The organism is Actinoplanes sp. NPDC049598 (genome assembly GCF_040675435.1).
In the GTDB taxonomy this organism is placed as follows: domain Bacteria; phylum Actinomycetota; class Actinomycetes; order Mycobacteriales; family Micromonosporaceae; genus Actinoplanes.
The window spans coordinates 15,158-30,191 of sequence record NZ_JBFAOX010000046.1 but is presented as its reverse complement, the minus strand read 5'-3'; the positions used below and the strand labels follow the sequence as shown (position 1 = coordinate 30,191).

13 protein-coding genes are annotated in these 15,034 nt (G+C 72.3%); 2 read left to right on the top strand and 11 right to left on the bottom strand.

The features are described 5' to 3' along the window. The first annotated feature begins 72 nt into the window (after positions 1-72). Positions 73-1,083, top strand: a complete 1,011-nt coding sequence (locus tag AB0J66_RS48125; RefSeq protein ID WP_364675783.1) for a TerC family protein — start codon at positions 73-75, stop codon at positions 1,081-1,083. Here the strand turns inward: AB0J66_RS48125 and AB0J66_RS48120 are convergent, their stop codons facing one another. From AB0J66_RS48120 to AB0J66_RS48080, 9 genes are all read right to left on the bottom strand, one after another. Continuing rightward, a complete protein-coding gene (locus tag AB0J66_RS48120; protein ID WP_364675780.1) occupies positions 1,084-1,341 on the bottom strand; it encodes a hypothetical protein in 258 nt (85 codons plus the stop codon). 171 nt (positions 1,342-1,512) lie between these two features. Next, a complete protein-coding gene (locus AB0J66_RS48115) occupies positions 1,513-4,629 on the bottom strand; it encodes an AAA family ATPase (protein ID WP_364675778.1) in 3,117 nt (1,038 codons plus the stop codon). Positions 4,630-4,757: 128 nt separating this feature from the next. After that, positions 4,758-5,342 carry a hypothetical protein gene (locus tag AB0J66_RS48110; RefSeq protein ID WP_364675775.1) on the bottom strand — a complete coding sequence of 195 codons (585 nt, stop codon included), beginning with the start codon at positions 5,340-5,342 and terminating at the stop codon, positions 4,758-4,760. Positions 5,343-5,360: 18 nt separating this feature from the next. Next, on the bottom strand, positions 5,361-6,554 hold the full coding sequence (locus tag AB0J66_RS48105) for an ABC transporter permease (RefSeq protein WP_364675773.1): 1,194 nt from the start codon (positions 6,552-6,554) through the stop codon (positions 5,361-5,363). A 73-nt stretch (positions 6,555-6,627) separates the two neighbouring features. After that, complete coding sequence (locus tag AB0J66_RS48100) at positions 6,628-7,365, bottom strand: ABC transporter ATP-binding protein (RefSeq protein ID WP_364675770.1); 738 nt, start codon at positions 7,363-7,365, stop codon at positions 6,628-6,630. After that, positions 7,362-8,582, bottom strand: a complete 1,221-nt coding sequence (locus tag AB0J66_RS48095) for an HlyD family efflux transporter periplasmic adaptor subunit (protein WP_364675769.1) — start codon at positions 8,580-8,582, stop codon at positions 7,362-7,364. Before AB0J66_RS48095 ends, AB0J66_RS48100 begins: the two co-directional genes overlap by 4 nt. 108 nt (positions 8,583-8,690) lie before the next feature. Continuing rightward, on the bottom strand, positions 8,691-10,187 hold the full coding sequence (locus tag AB0J66_RS48090) for a HAMP domain-containing sensor histidine kinase (RefSeq protein WP_364675767.1): 1,497 nt from the start codon (positions 10,185-10,187) through the stop codon (positions 8,691-8,693). Positions 10,188-10,224: 37 nt separating this feature from the next. Further along, positions 10,225-10,956: a response regulator transcription factor gene (locus AB0J66_RS48085; protein ID WP_364675841.1), complete on the bottom strand. Its 732-nt coding sequence runs from the start codon at positions 10,954-10,956 to the stop codon at positions 10,225-10,227. 63 nt (positions 10,957-11,019) lie between these two features. Then, complete coding sequence (locus AB0J66_RS48080; protein ID WP_364675764.1) at positions 11,020-12,321, bottom strand: efflux RND transporter periplasmic adaptor subunit; 1,302 nt, start codon at positions 12,319-12,321, stop codon at positions 11,020-11,022. Between the two features lie 446 nt (positions 12,322-12,767). On the opposite strand from AB0J66_RS48080, the gene AB0J66_RS48075 reads away from it, so the two are divergent. Further along, a complete protein-coding gene (locus tag AB0J66_RS48075; protein ID WP_364675762.1) occupies positions 12,768-13,367 on the top strand; it encodes a hypothetical protein in 600 nt (199 codons plus the stop codon). A 64-nt stretch (positions 13,368-13,431) separates the two neighbouring features. Here the strand turns inward: AB0J66_RS48075 and AB0J66_RS48070 are convergent, their stop codons facing one another. Further along, entirely contained in the window at positions 13,432-13,902 is a 471-nt protein-coding gene (locus tag AB0J66_RS48070; protein WP_364675760.1) for a hypothetical protein, read from the bottom strand. Positions 13,903-14,014: 112 nt separating this feature from the next. Further along, positions 14,015-15,013, bottom strand: a complete 999-nt coding sequence (locus tag AB0J66_RS48065) for a LacI family DNA-binding transcriptional regulator (RefSeq protein ID WP_364675757.1) — start codon at positions 15,011-15,013, stop codon at positions 14,015-14,017. Between the last annotated feature and the right edge of the window lie 21 nt (positions 15,014-15,034).

The window sequence follows — 15,034 nt, the reverse complement described above, 5'->3', positions numbered from 1 at the left end:
AGGAATCTCCCAGGGTAAGCGGGGACGATTGACCGGCAACCGCCCCGCTTATCGCCCGGAGGTTCCCCACTCATGCCACTTGAGGTCACCGCGCTCGGCTGGACGTTGACCATCGGCGTCATCGTCGCCCTGCTCGCCCTCGACCTGACATTGGGCGTCCTGCGCCCCCACGCCGTCGGCTTCCGGGAAGCGGCGGCGTGGTCGATCTTCTACATCACCGTCGCGGTCGCGTTCGGTGTGGTTTTCGGCATGATCGCCGGCTGGGATTTCGGCGCGCAGTACTTCGCGGGCTACATCGTCGAGAAGAGCCTGTCGGTCGACAACCTCTTCGTCTTCGTGATCATCATGAGCACCTTCGCCGTGCCCGAGAAATACCAGCAGGAGGTCCTGACCTTCGGCATCATCATCGCGCTGGTGCTGCGGGTCATCTTCATCGCGCTCGGCGCGACCCTGCTGTCGCTCTTCTCGTTCATGTTCCTGATCTTCGGCCTGATCCTGATCTTCACCGCGGTCCAGCTGTTCCGGCACCGCGACGAGGATCCCGACGTCGAGGACAACGCGCTGGTCAAGGCGACCAAGCGGCTGCTGCCGGTGAGCGACGACTACATCGGCGGGAAGATGATCACCCGGGTCGACGGCCGGCGGGTGGTCACCCCGATGTTCATCGTGCTCATCGCGATCGGCAGCTCCGACCTGCTGTTCGCGCTCGACTCGATCCCGGCCGTGTTCGGGGTGACCAGCGAGGCGTACATCGTCTTCGTGGCCAACGCGTTCGCCCTGCTCGGCCTGCGCGCGCTCTTCTTCCTGGTCAAGGGTCTGCTCGACCGGCTCGTCTACCTCTCCACCGGCCTGTCGCTGATCCTCGCGTTCATCGGGGCCAAGCTGGTGCTGCACTGGCTGCACGAGGACATCACCCACTCGGCGCCGGAGATCTCGACGTCGGTGTCCCTCATCGTCATCCTGGTCATCCTGACCATCACGACGGTGGCCAGTCTGCTCAAGACACGCAAAGACCCGGATGCCAAAGCCCACGCGGGCAGCATCCGGGCCAAGTCGGCGGTCAAGGAGGACCGCCCTCATTAGTTAGCCGAGGTAACCGCCGAGGCCGGCGGTCTGACGGTCGCCGGCCTGCTGACGGTGCAGGTCCTGGCGGTAGAGGATCGCGCGGATCTCCTCGGTCTCGGCGGCCGAGTGGCGGCTGATGAGCTCGTCGAGCTCGGCGCGCTCCGCGGTGGTACGGAAGGACGCGAGCTCGTCGGTGAGCTTGCGGTGGGCGACCCGCATCGTCCGGCGGTTCGCCAGGGCGGTGCGAACGTCGCGAAGCTTGGTCGAGAACTGCATGGCCGACTCCTTATACAGATCGTGATGGCGATAGGCCTCGTCGCCTTCCTGTACAACGATCCGCGGGGCAGGCTTCATACCCAAATCAAGCAGGTAAAACGTTCGCTACGGAAGTGACCGCGGCCACTGAAATCCTGTAGCGACGGTCACTCTGCGTGCCGAATGTCCTGGTCAGACGTTTGAGGTGAGTTCGGACACCGGAGGCAGCCTCGAGGACAGCTGCGTACGGGACCGGACGCCCAGCTTGCGGTAGATGCGGGTCAGCGTGGCCTCGACCGTCTTGACGCTCAGGAACAGCGCGGTGGCGATCTCCCGGTTGCTCGCGCCGTCGCGCACCAGGGCCGCGATCCGCAGCTCGGTCGAGGTCAGGCCCAGGTCCAGGGGCGCCGAGTTGCTTTCCGTACGGGCCAGGGCGCGCTCGGTCTGCTCGGCCCACGGCTTGGCGTCGGCCGCCAGGAAGATCGCCAGCGCGGCCCCGATGGCCACCCGGGCCGCGGCGTAGCGGCGCCGCCGCCGCTCGGCGCTGCCCTGCACGAGCAGCGCGTGGGCCTGCTCGATCGGCTGGTGCAGCTGCGCGAAGTGCTGGGCCGCGGCGGCCGACAGCCGTACGGCCGACTCGGCCTGGCCGCTCTCGGAGAGCACGACCGCCGTGGCCCGGTCCAGATAGCCGCTGAGACCGGGGTGATCGCCCAGCCGGCGCGCGGCCGCCCGCGCCTCGTCCAGCATGGCCGCCGCCTCGGCGTGCTCGCCCAGCGCGGCCAGCCCGCCGGCCAGATCACCGGGCCAGCGCACGATCATCGGGTCGGTCCCGCCGGACTCGGCCTCCAGCTCCCGCAGCCGCCGCAGCGCGGCCACCCCCGAGCGGGTCTGCCCGGCCCGCAACTCGGCCTGGCCCAGGGCATGCAGATTACGTCGCAGGTAGAGCGTGTCACCCTCCTGTTCGGAGGCACGCACGCCCCGGCGCGCGAACCCGGCGGCCGCGGCCAGGCTCCCGCCGGCCAGCTCGGCCACGGCCGCGGTGTGCCAGGTCGGCCCCGGGCTGAGCCCGGCGTGCTGGGCGGCCCGGACGGCCCGGTGCGCGTACCGCAGCGCCTCCCGGCACCGGCCGGCCCGGGTGGCCACCTCGGACAGGCTGCGCAGCACCTCGACCCGGGCCTCGCCGATCCGGTCCTGCTCGGCCACCACGAGCAGCTTGAGCAGCTCGTCGCGGGCCTCGTCGAGCCGGTCGCCGACCATGGCGAAACGGGCCGCCATGTACCGCGGGCCGTAGTGCAGCCAGTCCGGGGCCGGGGTGGCGGGCAGGGCGAGGGCCTGCTCCAGGGTCCGCGGCCAGCCGGGTTCGCCGCGCAGCCGCTGGATCTGGGCCAGAATGCTCAGCGCCATCGCCTCGGTGGTCGGGTCCCCGGCCCGGCGGGCGGCGTCCACGGCCCGCCCCGCCTCGGCCTCGGCCGCGTCGGGGTCCCCGGTCAGGAAGGCGGCCCAGGTCAGCCGCAGCCGCACCGGGGCCAGCAGCGCCGGGTCGTCGCCGGCCTCGGCCAGCGCAGCCGCGAACATCTCCCCCATCTCGGCGATCCCCTGCCCGGCCAGGTCGAGCAGCACCACCCGGGCCCGCACCCGGTGCCCGGCCGGCGCGCCCCCGGCGATCACCGCCTCGGCCGCCCGCCCGGCCAGCGGGGCCGCACCCGCGGTCAGGGCGGTCCGGGCCGCGGCGACCAGCCAGTCCAGCCGCAGCGCGGCCTGCGGATGCGGGCACCGATCGGCGGCCAGCAGGTAGAGCTCGGCGGCGCTGCGCCCGGCGCCCCGCTCGGCACACTGGTCGGCCGCCGCGGCCAGCGACCGCGCGACCGCCGCATCCGGGCGGCCGCTGCGCAGGGCCCGGTGCCGCAGCGCCTCGACCGGGTCGACCGCCCCCGCGGCCAGCGCGGTGTGCACCTCGACCCGCTCCCCCGCGCTCGCGTCCTCGGTCAGCACGGTCGCCAACAACGGCGGCGTGAACCGCACGGCCTCACCGTCCAGCCGCACCGCCCCGGCCGCCGCGGCCAGCCGCAGATCCCGTACGGCATCGTCGCGCCCCGCCCGCAGCAACACCGTGACGGTCGGCTCGGTCGCCAGCGCCGCCACCAGCAGCGTCCGCCGCACCTCCGCCCCCAGCGTCTCCAACCGCTCCCGCAACAGCTCCCGCGCCGCCTCCGGCAGCGGCGCCGGCCGCCACGCCGGCCCCGGCGCCACAGCCCCCGCGAGCGCCAGGGCCAAGAACGGATTCCCCGCGCTGGCTTCATGCATCCGGCTCGCCGTGCGACAGGGCAGCCCCCGCGCCTCCAACAGCTCGGTCAGCTCATCCGCCCCCAACGGCGGCACCGCCAACTCCAGCACCGGCGCCGGGCAAAGCCGAGCAGCCCGATGCTGCCCAGCCATCCCCCACTGCGGCCCGGCGGCTTCGGCTCGGCGCGCCCCCGCCCGATCCGGCTCGGTGCCCCCGGCCCGGCCCGGCCCGGTCGCTTCCGCCCGGCGCGCCCCCGCCCGATCCGGCTCGGCGGCCTGGGCCCGGCCCGGAACAGCCCGGCGCCGCCCGGCCGCTTCGGCTTGGCCGGAGAGGGCCTGACGCAGCGCAGCGGCCGCCGGCCGGCTGGGAACGCCCTGGCTCGGCCCAGCAGCTCCGATCCCGCCGAAGGCAATCTGGTGCGGCTCGGCGGCTTCCGGCCGGCTCGGGACCTCCTGGCGCGGCCCGGCGGGTTCGGGCCGGCTGGGGGCGGTCTGGTGTGGCGGGGGCGAGGCGGCCGGCCGGCGTTGGGCGGTGATGGCGCGGACTCGGGGGCCCGGGCGGCGGCGCATGGCGAAGGCGATCAGCTCGGCTGACTCGGCGTCGAGCCACTGGCAGTCGTCGAGGACGAGCAGGACGGGGCGGCAGCGGGCGGCGTGAGCCAGCATCAGGGGCAGCACCAGGCGGCGGGCCAGGGCGGGGCCGCCGGCGCGTGGGGGCAGGCCCTGCCGGAGGGCGGCGAGGGCGGCGCGCTGGGCGGCGGGCAGGCCGGCGGCGGCCTCGGGTGGCAGGTGGTTCACCAGGTCGGAGATGCCGGCGTACGGCAAGGAGCGCTCACTGCGCACGGGCCGCAACCGGACCACCAGCTCGCCGCGCCCCTCGGCGGCGCCCGCCACGGCCTCGAGCAGCGCCGTCTTGCCGATGCCGGCCGGACCGTGCAGGGCTATGCCGCCACCGGTCGCGAGCCGGGCCTCGATCGTGGCGAGGAGCTCATCGCGCCCACGCAGGGCGATCCCATCGGGCAGCACGTACCCACCCCCTCAGCTGAGTTCAGCCTAGGAATACGGGCCACGCGCATCAATGGGTTCACATATGACAACCTATCGACAATGTCACATCCATACTGGTCAGGCCATACCTCTCGCGTGTTGCGAGGCTACTTCTTCTGCGCGGTGACCGATGTGGCGGTCACGGTGCCGTCGGTGCCGGCCGCGCCCTGGACGGTGACCGACTGACCCGCCTTGACGTCCGAGACCTTGCCCGAAGTAGCGGTGGAGACCTTCGTCTTTCCGTCGGTCTTCACCGTGACCACGCTGCCGTCGGCCAGCTGCACGTAGACGGTGGTCCCGTTGACCAGCTTCACCGTGCCGGTCGTAGCCGCGGCGGCGGTGCTGGCGTTGCCGCCGCCGTTCGCGTTGCCGCCGTTCGCGTTGCCGCCGTTCGCGTTGCCGCCGGGAAAACCCTGGCCGCCGCCCGGGAAACCACCCGCGGCGCCATAGCCGGCCCGGTTCTGGCCGCCGCCGAAACCCGCGGCCCGGTTCCCGCCCGGAGTGTCGGCCGTGCCCCACTGCTTCTGCACCTGCAGACCACCCACGAAACCGCCGACCAGCAGCACGATCGCCCCGAGCACCACCGTCGCCTTGTTCCACCAGCGCTTCGGGGCCGCCTGGGCCAGCTCGGCGGCAAAGCCGTCGTCGTCGTGGGGCTCGTCGAGAGCGAGCACGGCGGTCTCGTCATTCATGGCCATATCAGCAGGTCCTCACTCGTAGCGCAGCGCGTCGATGGGACGCAGCCGGGCGGCGCGGCTGGCGGGCAGGCCGCCGAAGAACAGTCCGATCGCGATGGAGACGCCCAGGGCGAGCCCCACCGAGCTGGGCACGATCACCGGTTTGACCCCGACGATCTCGAAGCTGCTGCCGATCAGCGCCGCGGCCACCCCGAGGGCGCCGCCGATGACGCTGAGCAGCGTCGCCTCGATCAGGAACTGGGTCAGGATCACCCGGCGCGGGGCGCCCAGGGCCTTGCGGATGCCGATCTCGCGGGTCCGCTCGGTCACCGTGACCAGCATGATGTTGGTGATGCCGATGCCGCCGACGAGCAGGCTGATCGCGGCCACCGCGCCCAGCAGCGTGGTGAACGTGTCGGCCGTCTCGGTCTGCGTGGCGAGCAGCTGCGAGGCGTTCTGGATGCGGTAGGGCGTGGTCGAGCCGGTCACGTTCATGTTCTGGTTCAGGATCGTCGACACCTCGGACTGCACCGCGTCGACCTTGTCCGGGTCGGCCGCCTCGACGAGGATCGAGTTCAAAGACCCATAACCCGTCAAGACCTGGCGTACGGCCGTGAGCGGCGCGACGGCCGTGTCGTTGGCGTCCTGGAACCCGGTCGAGCTCTTCTCCGACAGCACCCCGACCACGGTGAACAGCGCCCCGCCGACCGTGACCTGCTTGTCGATCGGGTCGACGCCGGGGAACAGCTCCTCGGCCACGGTCGGCCCGATCACCACGACCCGCCGGCCCTGAGCCTCGTCGTCGGCCGTGAAGCCGGCGCCCTGCCCGACCGGGGTGTTGGACGCGGCGAACCAGCCCGGCGTGGTGCCGACGAACGAGCTGACGTCGTGGTCGGTGCCCTCGTAGGTGACGGTGGCCGACGAGCTGACCACCGGCGACACCGTCTTCACGTCGGGCGCCAGCACCGGGTCGACCAGCGCGTCGGCCATGTCCTTGGTCAGCGCGGTGCTGCTCGACCCGCCGCGGCCGGTGCTCATCACGGTGATCGTGTTGGTGCCGAGCGCCTCGATCCGGTCGCTGATCGCCTTGGCCGAGCCGTTGCCGACCGCCACCAGCAGGATCACGGCCGCGACGCCGATCAGGATGCCGAGCATGGTCAGCGCCGACCGCAGCTTGTTGGCCGACAGCCCGCGCAGCGCGAACCGCACTACCTCGTAGAAGCTCATCACGCCACTCCGCTTCGCTCTGTGGCGCCATGAGTCACAGCGCTGAGCCTGATGGTGCCCTCGCTACGCTCGGTCACAGAGAATGCCTCCCGGCGAAGACGCCGACCGCCGGCCGGTTGATCGGCGACTGCCGGACGTCGGTGACGATGTCGCCGTCGACCAGGCGGATCAGGCGCTTGGCGCGATCGCCGACCTCGGGCTCGTGGGTGATCAGCACGATGGTCCGGCCGGCCGAGCTGAGCTGGTCGAACACGGTCAGCACGTCCTCGGTCGAGCGGCTGTCCAGGTTGCCCGTCGGCTCGTCGGCGAGCAGCAGGGCCGGCTCGGTGACCAGGGCCCGGGCCACCGCCACGCGCTGTTGCTGACCGCCGGAGAGCTGGTTCGGCTCGTGCCTGGCCCGATCGGCCAGCCCCACGACGTCCAGGGCGGCCATGGCGCGCCGGCGGCGCTCCTTCGGCTTCACCCCGGCGTACGCCAGCGGCAGCTCGACGTTGGCGACGGCCGAGGTGCGCGGGATCAGGTTGAACGCCTGGAAGATGAAGCCGATGAGCCGGTTGCGGGCCAGCGCGAGCTGCCGATCGCCGAGCCGGCTGACGTCCACCCCGTCCAGCCGGTAGGTGCCGGAGCTGGGGATGTCGAGCGCGCCCAAGATGTTCATCAGGGTCGACTTGCCGGAGCCGGACGAGCCCATGATGGCCACGTAGTCGCCGCGTTCGACGGTCACCGACACCCCGCGCAGCGCGTGCACGGTCGCCTCGCCCTGCCCGTAGACCTTCGTGAGGTCGCGGACGTCCAGGACCGGGCGGGTCATCGTCCGCCCCCGCCGCCGAAGTTGCCGCCGCCCCCGGCCGGGAAGCCGCCCTGCCCGCCGCCGGCCGGGAACCCGCCCTGCCGGTTGCCGGTCGTTCCGGTGCCGGTGCCGGTCGTGGTCGACGTGGTCTTGAGCTCGACCTGCTCGCCCGCGGTGAGCCCGGAGGTGACCTGGGTGGCGCTGTCGCCCTCGAGGCCGATCTCGACCGTACGCGTCTCGGAGGCGCCGTTGGCGACCACGGTGACCGTGTGCCGCTGGCCGACCGTGGTGATCGCGGCCGCGTTGACGAAGACCGCGTTGGCGACGCTGCCGGTGGTGACCGCGACCGAGACCGTCTGGCCCGCCTTGGCCCCGGACGGCACCTTGTCCAGGGTGAGCGTGACGCCGTAGGTGACCACGTTGTTCGAGGTGGTCGCGGACGGGTCGATCGCGGCCACCTTGGCCGTCGCGGTCGTGTTGTTCAGCGCGTTCCAGGTGACCTCGGCCGTCTGCTTCTCCTTGAGCTTGGTCGCGTCGGCCTCGGCGAAGGACGCGGTGACCTGGAGCTTGGTCAGGTCGGCGATGTCGATGAAGCCCGAGGAGGAGGAAGAACTCGACGAGGACGCAGACGCGGACGAAGACCCGCCGCCCTGCTGACCGCCGCTCTGTTGGCCACCGGAGGACGAACCGGTGCCGGAGGAGCTGCTGCCGAGCGTGCCGTTGACCGCGGTGACCGTGCCCGCCATCGGGGCCTCGAGGACCGTGCCGTCGACCCCGGCCTCGGCCTCGTCCACCGCGAGCTCGGCCTGGGCGACCTCGTTCTCAGCGGTGGAGGTGTCGGAGCCGGCGTCCTCGGCCCGGGTCAGCGAGTCCCGGGCCGCGTCGAGGTCGGCGTTGGCCGCGTCCAGGGTGCGCTGGGCCGCGGCCGGGTCGACCTTGGCCAGCACCTGGCCCTTGGTGACCTTGTCGCCGACCTTGACGTTGATCGCGGTGACGGTGCCGCCGGTGACGAAGCCGGCGCTCGCGGTGCTGCCGCTCTCGAGCGTGCCGTCGGCCGAGACGGTCTTGGTCACCGTGCCCTGCTGGACGGCCATCGTGCGGGCCGACGCGTTGGCCGCCGGGGTGGAATCCGATCCGGACAGGGTCTGGTACGCCCAGAAACCCCCGGCTGCGAGGGCGACGACCAGGACGGCGTTGACCGCCGCCGAGGGACGTCGCAGGTTGAGGCGCGCTGGCATGCCGGACACTGTGGCGAAGCGGGCTGGGAGGAACTCCCTAGCAAGCTCGGAGCGAGCTTCAAAAACGGGTTGTCATGGGTTTTCCGCTGCGGAGTAAGCACAGCAAGATCACGCGGTGTCACCGGTGGTGGGCAACAACACCCGGAAGGTGGCGCCGCCCTCGCGTGCGGTGTCCAGCTCGACCCACCCTCCGTGACCGTGGACGATGGCGGCCACGATGGACAGGCCCAGCCCCGATCCGCCGCCCTTGCCGCGGGTGCGGCTCGAGTCGGCGCGGTAGAGACGCTCGAAGACCCGCGACGCGTGCGCGACCGGCACCCCGGGTCCGTCGTCGGTCACCTCGAACACCGCCAGCGGCGTCCCCGCGTACGGCATGGGACCGGAAAGCACGCTGCCGTCAGCCGGCGGCCGAGCCGGCACCCTCCCCACCCGGACCGTGACCTTCGCGCCGGCCGGAGTGTGCTGCAGGGCGTTGGCCACCAGGTTGGTCGCGACCTGGCGCAGGCCGTGCTCGTCGCCGAGGACGGTGGCCGGCTCGAACGTGTCGTCGTCATCGGCCAGGCCCTCGAGCTGCACCGGCCGGTCCGGGACCCGAGCGTACGCGTCGCGGATCGTGTCGGCCGCGATCTCCAGCAGGTCGACCGGCTTACGGGTGGGTGTGCGCTGCTGGTCGAGGCGGGCCAGCATCAGCATGTCCTCGACGAGCACACCCATCCGGCCCGCCTCCGACTCGATCCGGCTCATCGTCTCGTCCAGCGCCTCCCCCGGCGGGGCGCCACCCCGGCGGTAGAGCTCGGCGAAGCCGCGGATCGAGGTCAGCGGGGTCCGCAGCTCGTGCGAGGCGTCGGCCACGAACTGGCGCAGCCGCTGCTCGGAGGCGGTCCGCGCGTCCACCTCGGCCTCGATGCGGCTCAGCATCGAGTTCAGCGCCGAACCCAGCCGGCCCGGCTCGGTGTGCGGGTCGGTGTCGGCCACCCGGCGCGACAGGTCGCCGGCCGAGATGTCGGTGGCCAGACGCTCCATGTCGGTGAGCGGGCGCAGGCCGAGGCGTACGACGAAGGCCGCGCCCAGGCCGAGCAGGGCCAGCAGGAGCAGGCTCACCCCGGCGTCGATGAGCACGAGCGTCTCGGTGGTCTGCTGCACCTCGGAGAGGGACAGGCCCATCACGGCCACCCCGCCCGTCTCCGCGTTGGTCACCGCGACCAGCCGCCAGTCGGCGCTGCCGTCACGCGCCGGGACCGTGAAGGGACGGCCGGCTTCTCTTGCGACAACCCGGCGGTACGCCTCGACCGCCGGCCGGTTCGCGTCGGCGCTCGAGCTGATCGACGCGTCCAGCGTGCCGTCCGCGCCGTAGACGTAGACGACCTGGTCGGGGCCGAGCCGCAGCACCCGGTTACGGGGAAAGGAACCGGTCTCTGGGCGCGGCGCGGAGGCGTACGGCCTGGTCATGCCCCGCAGTTGATCGTCGATCCGTTGCAGCAGGTAGGAGCGGATGAGCAGCACGCCGGCGACGTTGGCGAGCACCAGGGCGACCGCGGCCAGCGCGCCGACGACCAGGACCAGCCGCGACCGCAGGGTCCAGTGCCCCCAGCGCCGGGGCCTCACTCCCCATCCCACCACCCCTCCACCGCCCTTGATCGGACTAAAGACTTTCTTCATTGCGCGGAAGCCTCAGCGCATACCCCACACCGCGGACCGTGTGGATCAGCGGTGGGTCGGTTTTGTCGATCTTGCGGCGCAGGTAGTAGACGTACGACTCGACGATCCGGCCGTCGCCGCCGAAGTCGTACTTCCACACCCGGTCCAGGATCTGCGCCTTGCTGACCACCCGGCCGGCGTTGATCATCAGGTACTTGAGCAGGTTGAACTCGGTCGGCGAAAGGTCGATCAGGCGGCCCGCCCGGCGCACCTCGTGGGCGTCCTCGTTCAACTCCAGGTCGGCGTAGCGAAACACCCCGGTCTCGGGCGGCGCCTCCAGACCGGGCTGGCTGCGACGCAGGATCGCGCGGATGCGCAGCACGACCTCCTCCAGGCTGAACGGCTTGGTCACGTAGTCGTCGGCGCCGGCCGACAGACCCGAGATGCGATCCTCGACCGCGTCCCGGGCGGTCAGGAACAGCACCGGCACCCGGGAGCCGGTCGCCCGCAGCCGCCGGGCTACGTCGAAGCCGTCCAGGTCGGGCAGCATCACGTCGAGCACCACCAGATCGGGCTCGAACTCCTCCATGGCGACCAGCGCCTTGTGACCCGAGTCGGCCACCCGCACCTCGAACTCGACCAGGCGCAGGGTCGCGCTGAGCAGCGCGGAGATATTCGGCTCGTCGTCGACGACGAGCACCCGGGCGACACGCGCCGGGGCCAGGGTTTCAGTCAGCACCTGGATGGGATATCAACGCTGTCTTTGAATTCGCTATGAATGAGCTGTCCCACCCCTGACTCACCATGACCGGACGATCTTGTCGCCCTCCGCCAGGCCGCCGCTGACCTCGGTGTACTGGTCGCCGCGGAGCCCGACGGTCACCTTGGTCTGATTGCCGTCCTTGAGCACCACCCCCGCGGTGCCCTCGACGTCGTGGACCGCGGTGCTCGGGACGCGCAGCACCTCTTCCTTGGCGCCGGTCGTGACGCGGACCGCGGCGCTCTGGCCGACGAGCAGGTCCTCGGGCGACGTGTCGAAGGACAGAACCGTGCCGTAGCGGACCATCGTGCCGTCGCTGGTGCCGACCGGGTCGACCTGGACGACGGTGGCCTTGAACTCCTTGCCCGGCCGGTCGGCCAGGGTGATCACGGCCTTCTGCTTGACGGCCAGCCGGTCGGCGTCGGCCTCGGGGAAGTCGGCGCTGATCTGCATGTCGTACACGTCGGCCAGGGTGATGAAGGCCGCGCCGGAGCTGACCTGGCTGCCGACCTTGCCGCTGACGCTGATGATCCGGCCGGCGATGGGGGCGGTGATGGTGGCGCCTTCGAGGGCGTCCTCGGCGTTCTCGAGGGTGGTCGTGGCCTGGGTGACGCGCTGCTGAGCGCTGAGGATGGCGTCCGCGCCGCCGCCCTGCTGCCCCTGCCCTTGTCCTTGGCCGTTGCCTTGCTGCCCGTTTTGTCCGCTGCCTGAGGTGCCGCCTTGAGTGCCTTGGGTGCCGCAGCTCGTGCCGCCGCCGCTGTTGGTGCCGCCGTTCGCACCACCGCGTCCATTCGCATCGCCGCCGTTCGCACCACCGCCGTTGGTTCCACCGCCGCTGTTGGTGCCGCCGCCGGTGGTCGGCGCGCCGCCGGTCCGGCCGGGTGAGGTCGTCTTGGCCGGCGCGGTGGTCTTGGCGGGCGCGGTCGTCTTCGCCGGCGCGGTCGTCCGCGTCGCGGTCGGGGCGGGGCTCGTGGTCCGGGTCGCCGTCGGTGTCGGTGAGGTGGTCGCGCTGGGCGTCGGCGTCGCGGCGCCACCACCCCCGGTGACGTACGCCGCCGCGACATTCGACCCGCAACTCGGGCTGGCAGTGGCCGAGCTGGTCGCGGCGGCGGCCGCATCCCGAGCCTGAGTGAGCGCATCCTCGGCATCATCAAGCGCGTCCCTCGCATCCGACACAGCCTTGGCCGCATCCGTGTCGTCGACCTTCGCCAGCGCCTGCCCAGCCGTGACGGTGGTGCCGGCCCGCACCGACACGCTCTCCACCGTCCCCGAAACCGCGAAGGAAAGACTTCGGGTCTGCGCCGGCTGCAACGTCCCGGTGGTCGCAACCTCGGTAGTCACAGCCCCCCGGTCAACGGCCACCGTAGCCGCCGCAGGCGTCTCCTTCGCATCCGCCGTAAGCGCGCGCACAACCCCGTAGACGATCAGCGCGAGCACAACGACAGCCACGGCAACCCAGACCCAGCGCCGTCGACCGGCCAGTGCTTCACCCATGGCCCGGAAGTGTGGCCGCCACTCCTCGCCGAACCCTCGGTCCCACCTCGGAGTTCCCTCGGAGCTCGCGCCCGTCCCCCACTCGCGCCGCCCGCGCAAGCCCCACCTCACCCCGGCCCGCATCCAGCCCCCGCCGCGCCCCAACCCAAACCGCGCAAGCCGCGCCGCGCCGCTCCGCGGTGGCGCACAGCCCGATGACAGGTCCTCCGAGGCAACTTCGAGCTGGGGTCGACGTTGCGGCGAGGTGGACCGGCTTGGGTGGTTGCGACCTGTGGCCGAGGAAAAGAGGAATCGTGCCGAGATTCGGTTCGAAGGCGACCCGCCGCGTTGCGGCGCTGTTCGTGGCTTCGGCCGCGGTGGTTCTCACCGCGGCCTGCGGCGGCGGGGACTCCGGCGACTCCCCGTCGGCGAACGGCCGGAACACGCAGGGCGGCAACAACGCGTTCACCGCCTACATCGAGTGCCTGTCGAAGAACGGCGTCACCATCACGATGCCCTCCGGCGGGCCCCGCAACGGTGCGTCCGGCTTTCCGCGCCCGGACCGCAGCGGCGGCCCGCGCCCGTCCGGCAGCGCTTTCCCCCGGCCGTCGGGCAGCGCCGGCGCTGGGAACGGCGGCTTCCGCGGCGGGGGCATGTTCAATCAGAAGCCGGAGGGCGTGGACGACGCCATCTGGCAGAAGGCCCAGACCGCATGCGCCTCGGTCCGCCCCACCGGCCGCCCCGGCGGCGGCCAGGGCAACGGCAACGGCTCCAACGCGGCCTACCAGAACTGCCTCAAGGACAACGGCGTCACCGACACGTCGAACCTCGACACCACCAACGCCACCGTCAAGAAGGCCATGGAAACCTGCAAGGTCCTGGCCCCGACCGCCTCGGCCTCTACCGGCTCCTAGAGCTCCGCACCGGCGCTACCGTAACCCCCGTGACGGTGGCGCCGGTGCGGCCCGGAAGCCGCGCTCAATGGCGGTCCTGCCGGTTCAGCCGGGCCCAGCGGTCGGCCGTCTGGCGGCGGCGGCAGGCGACCAGGTGGCTGGCCAGGATGGCGGGCTGGCCGCCGCGGACGCAGGCGTCGGCGCCGGCCGTCAGCACCGCGGCGACCAGCTCGGCGGGGGCGTCCTGATCGACCAGGGCGACGATCGTGGTGCGGGCGGGCAGGACGCGGCGGGCCGTGGCCACCTCGCGGACGGGCGCGCCGGCGAAGAGCACGACCTCGTCGGGGGCCAGGTCGTCGAGGTCGGTGGGGCGCCGGGTGGACCAGCCGGAGGGCAGGCACTCGGCGAGGCCGGCGACGCGGCCGGCGGGCCCGAAGATCGCCACCACCGGGAGCGGGCCGCTGGTCGCGGGAAGACTGGCCGGGTTGATCGGCAGGTCGGTCGCGGTGGCGGTGAAGTCGCGGCGGCCGCTCTGGCGGTTCAGCTGAACGAGCATGGGGCTCATCCCCTTCGGGTGGTGGTCGGGCACCTTCGACGATTCGCCCACCGCCTGAGCCGGCCATGTGCCGTGCCTGTGCGTTTGTTGTCAGATCAAGCCTGGTGTCAGATCAAGCCGAGTCGCGGGCCACGACTTTGACGACGTTCTTCACGGGCAGCGCGGGCCCGTCGCGGCCGCTCACGGCGGCGACGACGGTGGCGGCCAGATGGGTGGCCACGGCCGCCTGGTCGGTCATCACGGTGGTCAGCGGCGGTTCGGCCAGCCGGGCCGACGGGATGTCGTCCACGCCGATCACCGCCAGGTCGGCGGGTGAGGTCAACCCCTGCTGCCGTACGCCGGCGAGCACCGCGAGCGCCACCTCGTCGTTGTAGGCGCACACGCCGGTGATTCCGGCCGCGCGCCAGCGGCGTACGGCCTCGGAGGCTTTTGTGACGTCAAGCGCGACCGTCGCCGCCGCCGGAACCGGCAGTCTCTGGGCTGTCGCCGCGGCCCGGACCCCGGCCAGGCGCGGCTCGGCGAAGAACCGCACCCGCTGGTCGTCGGGGTAGGCGTAGCCGAGCCGGGTGTGCCCGGCCGCGATCAGATGCTCGGCCTGGCGGCGCCCGACCAGCTCCTGCGGCACGGCGACGGCGCGCCCCCGGGTGCGGCTGCGGGCCAGCGCGACCACGGGCGCGACCCCGGCCGAGCGCATCGCGGCCAGCTCGGCCTCGGAGAAGTCGGTGAAGCCGATGACCGCGGCCGGCGTGATCGCCTTCCACAGCTCGGCCATCGGGCGGTCGTTGTGGTTGCCCGGGTGCACGACGAAGGTCAGCCCGTGCCGAGCGAGGGCTGTGGAAAGATTGCCGAGCAGCGAGCCCACCTCCGGACCGATCGGCCAGTCGGGCAGCAGGCACAGCACGACGTCGGAGCGGCCGGTGCGCAGGGTGCGGGCGGCGGCCGACGGCGCGTAGCCGAGCTGGGCGGCGGCGTCGATCACGCGGCCGCGGGTGGTGGCCGAGATGGTCTGGCGGGGCGTGTCGTTGAGGACGTAGCTGACCGTGGCCCGGGAGACCCCGGCCAGGCGCGCGACGTCCGCACTGGTCACCCGGCGGGCCGTCGATTCCGTCATACTGACAATCTAACTTACACG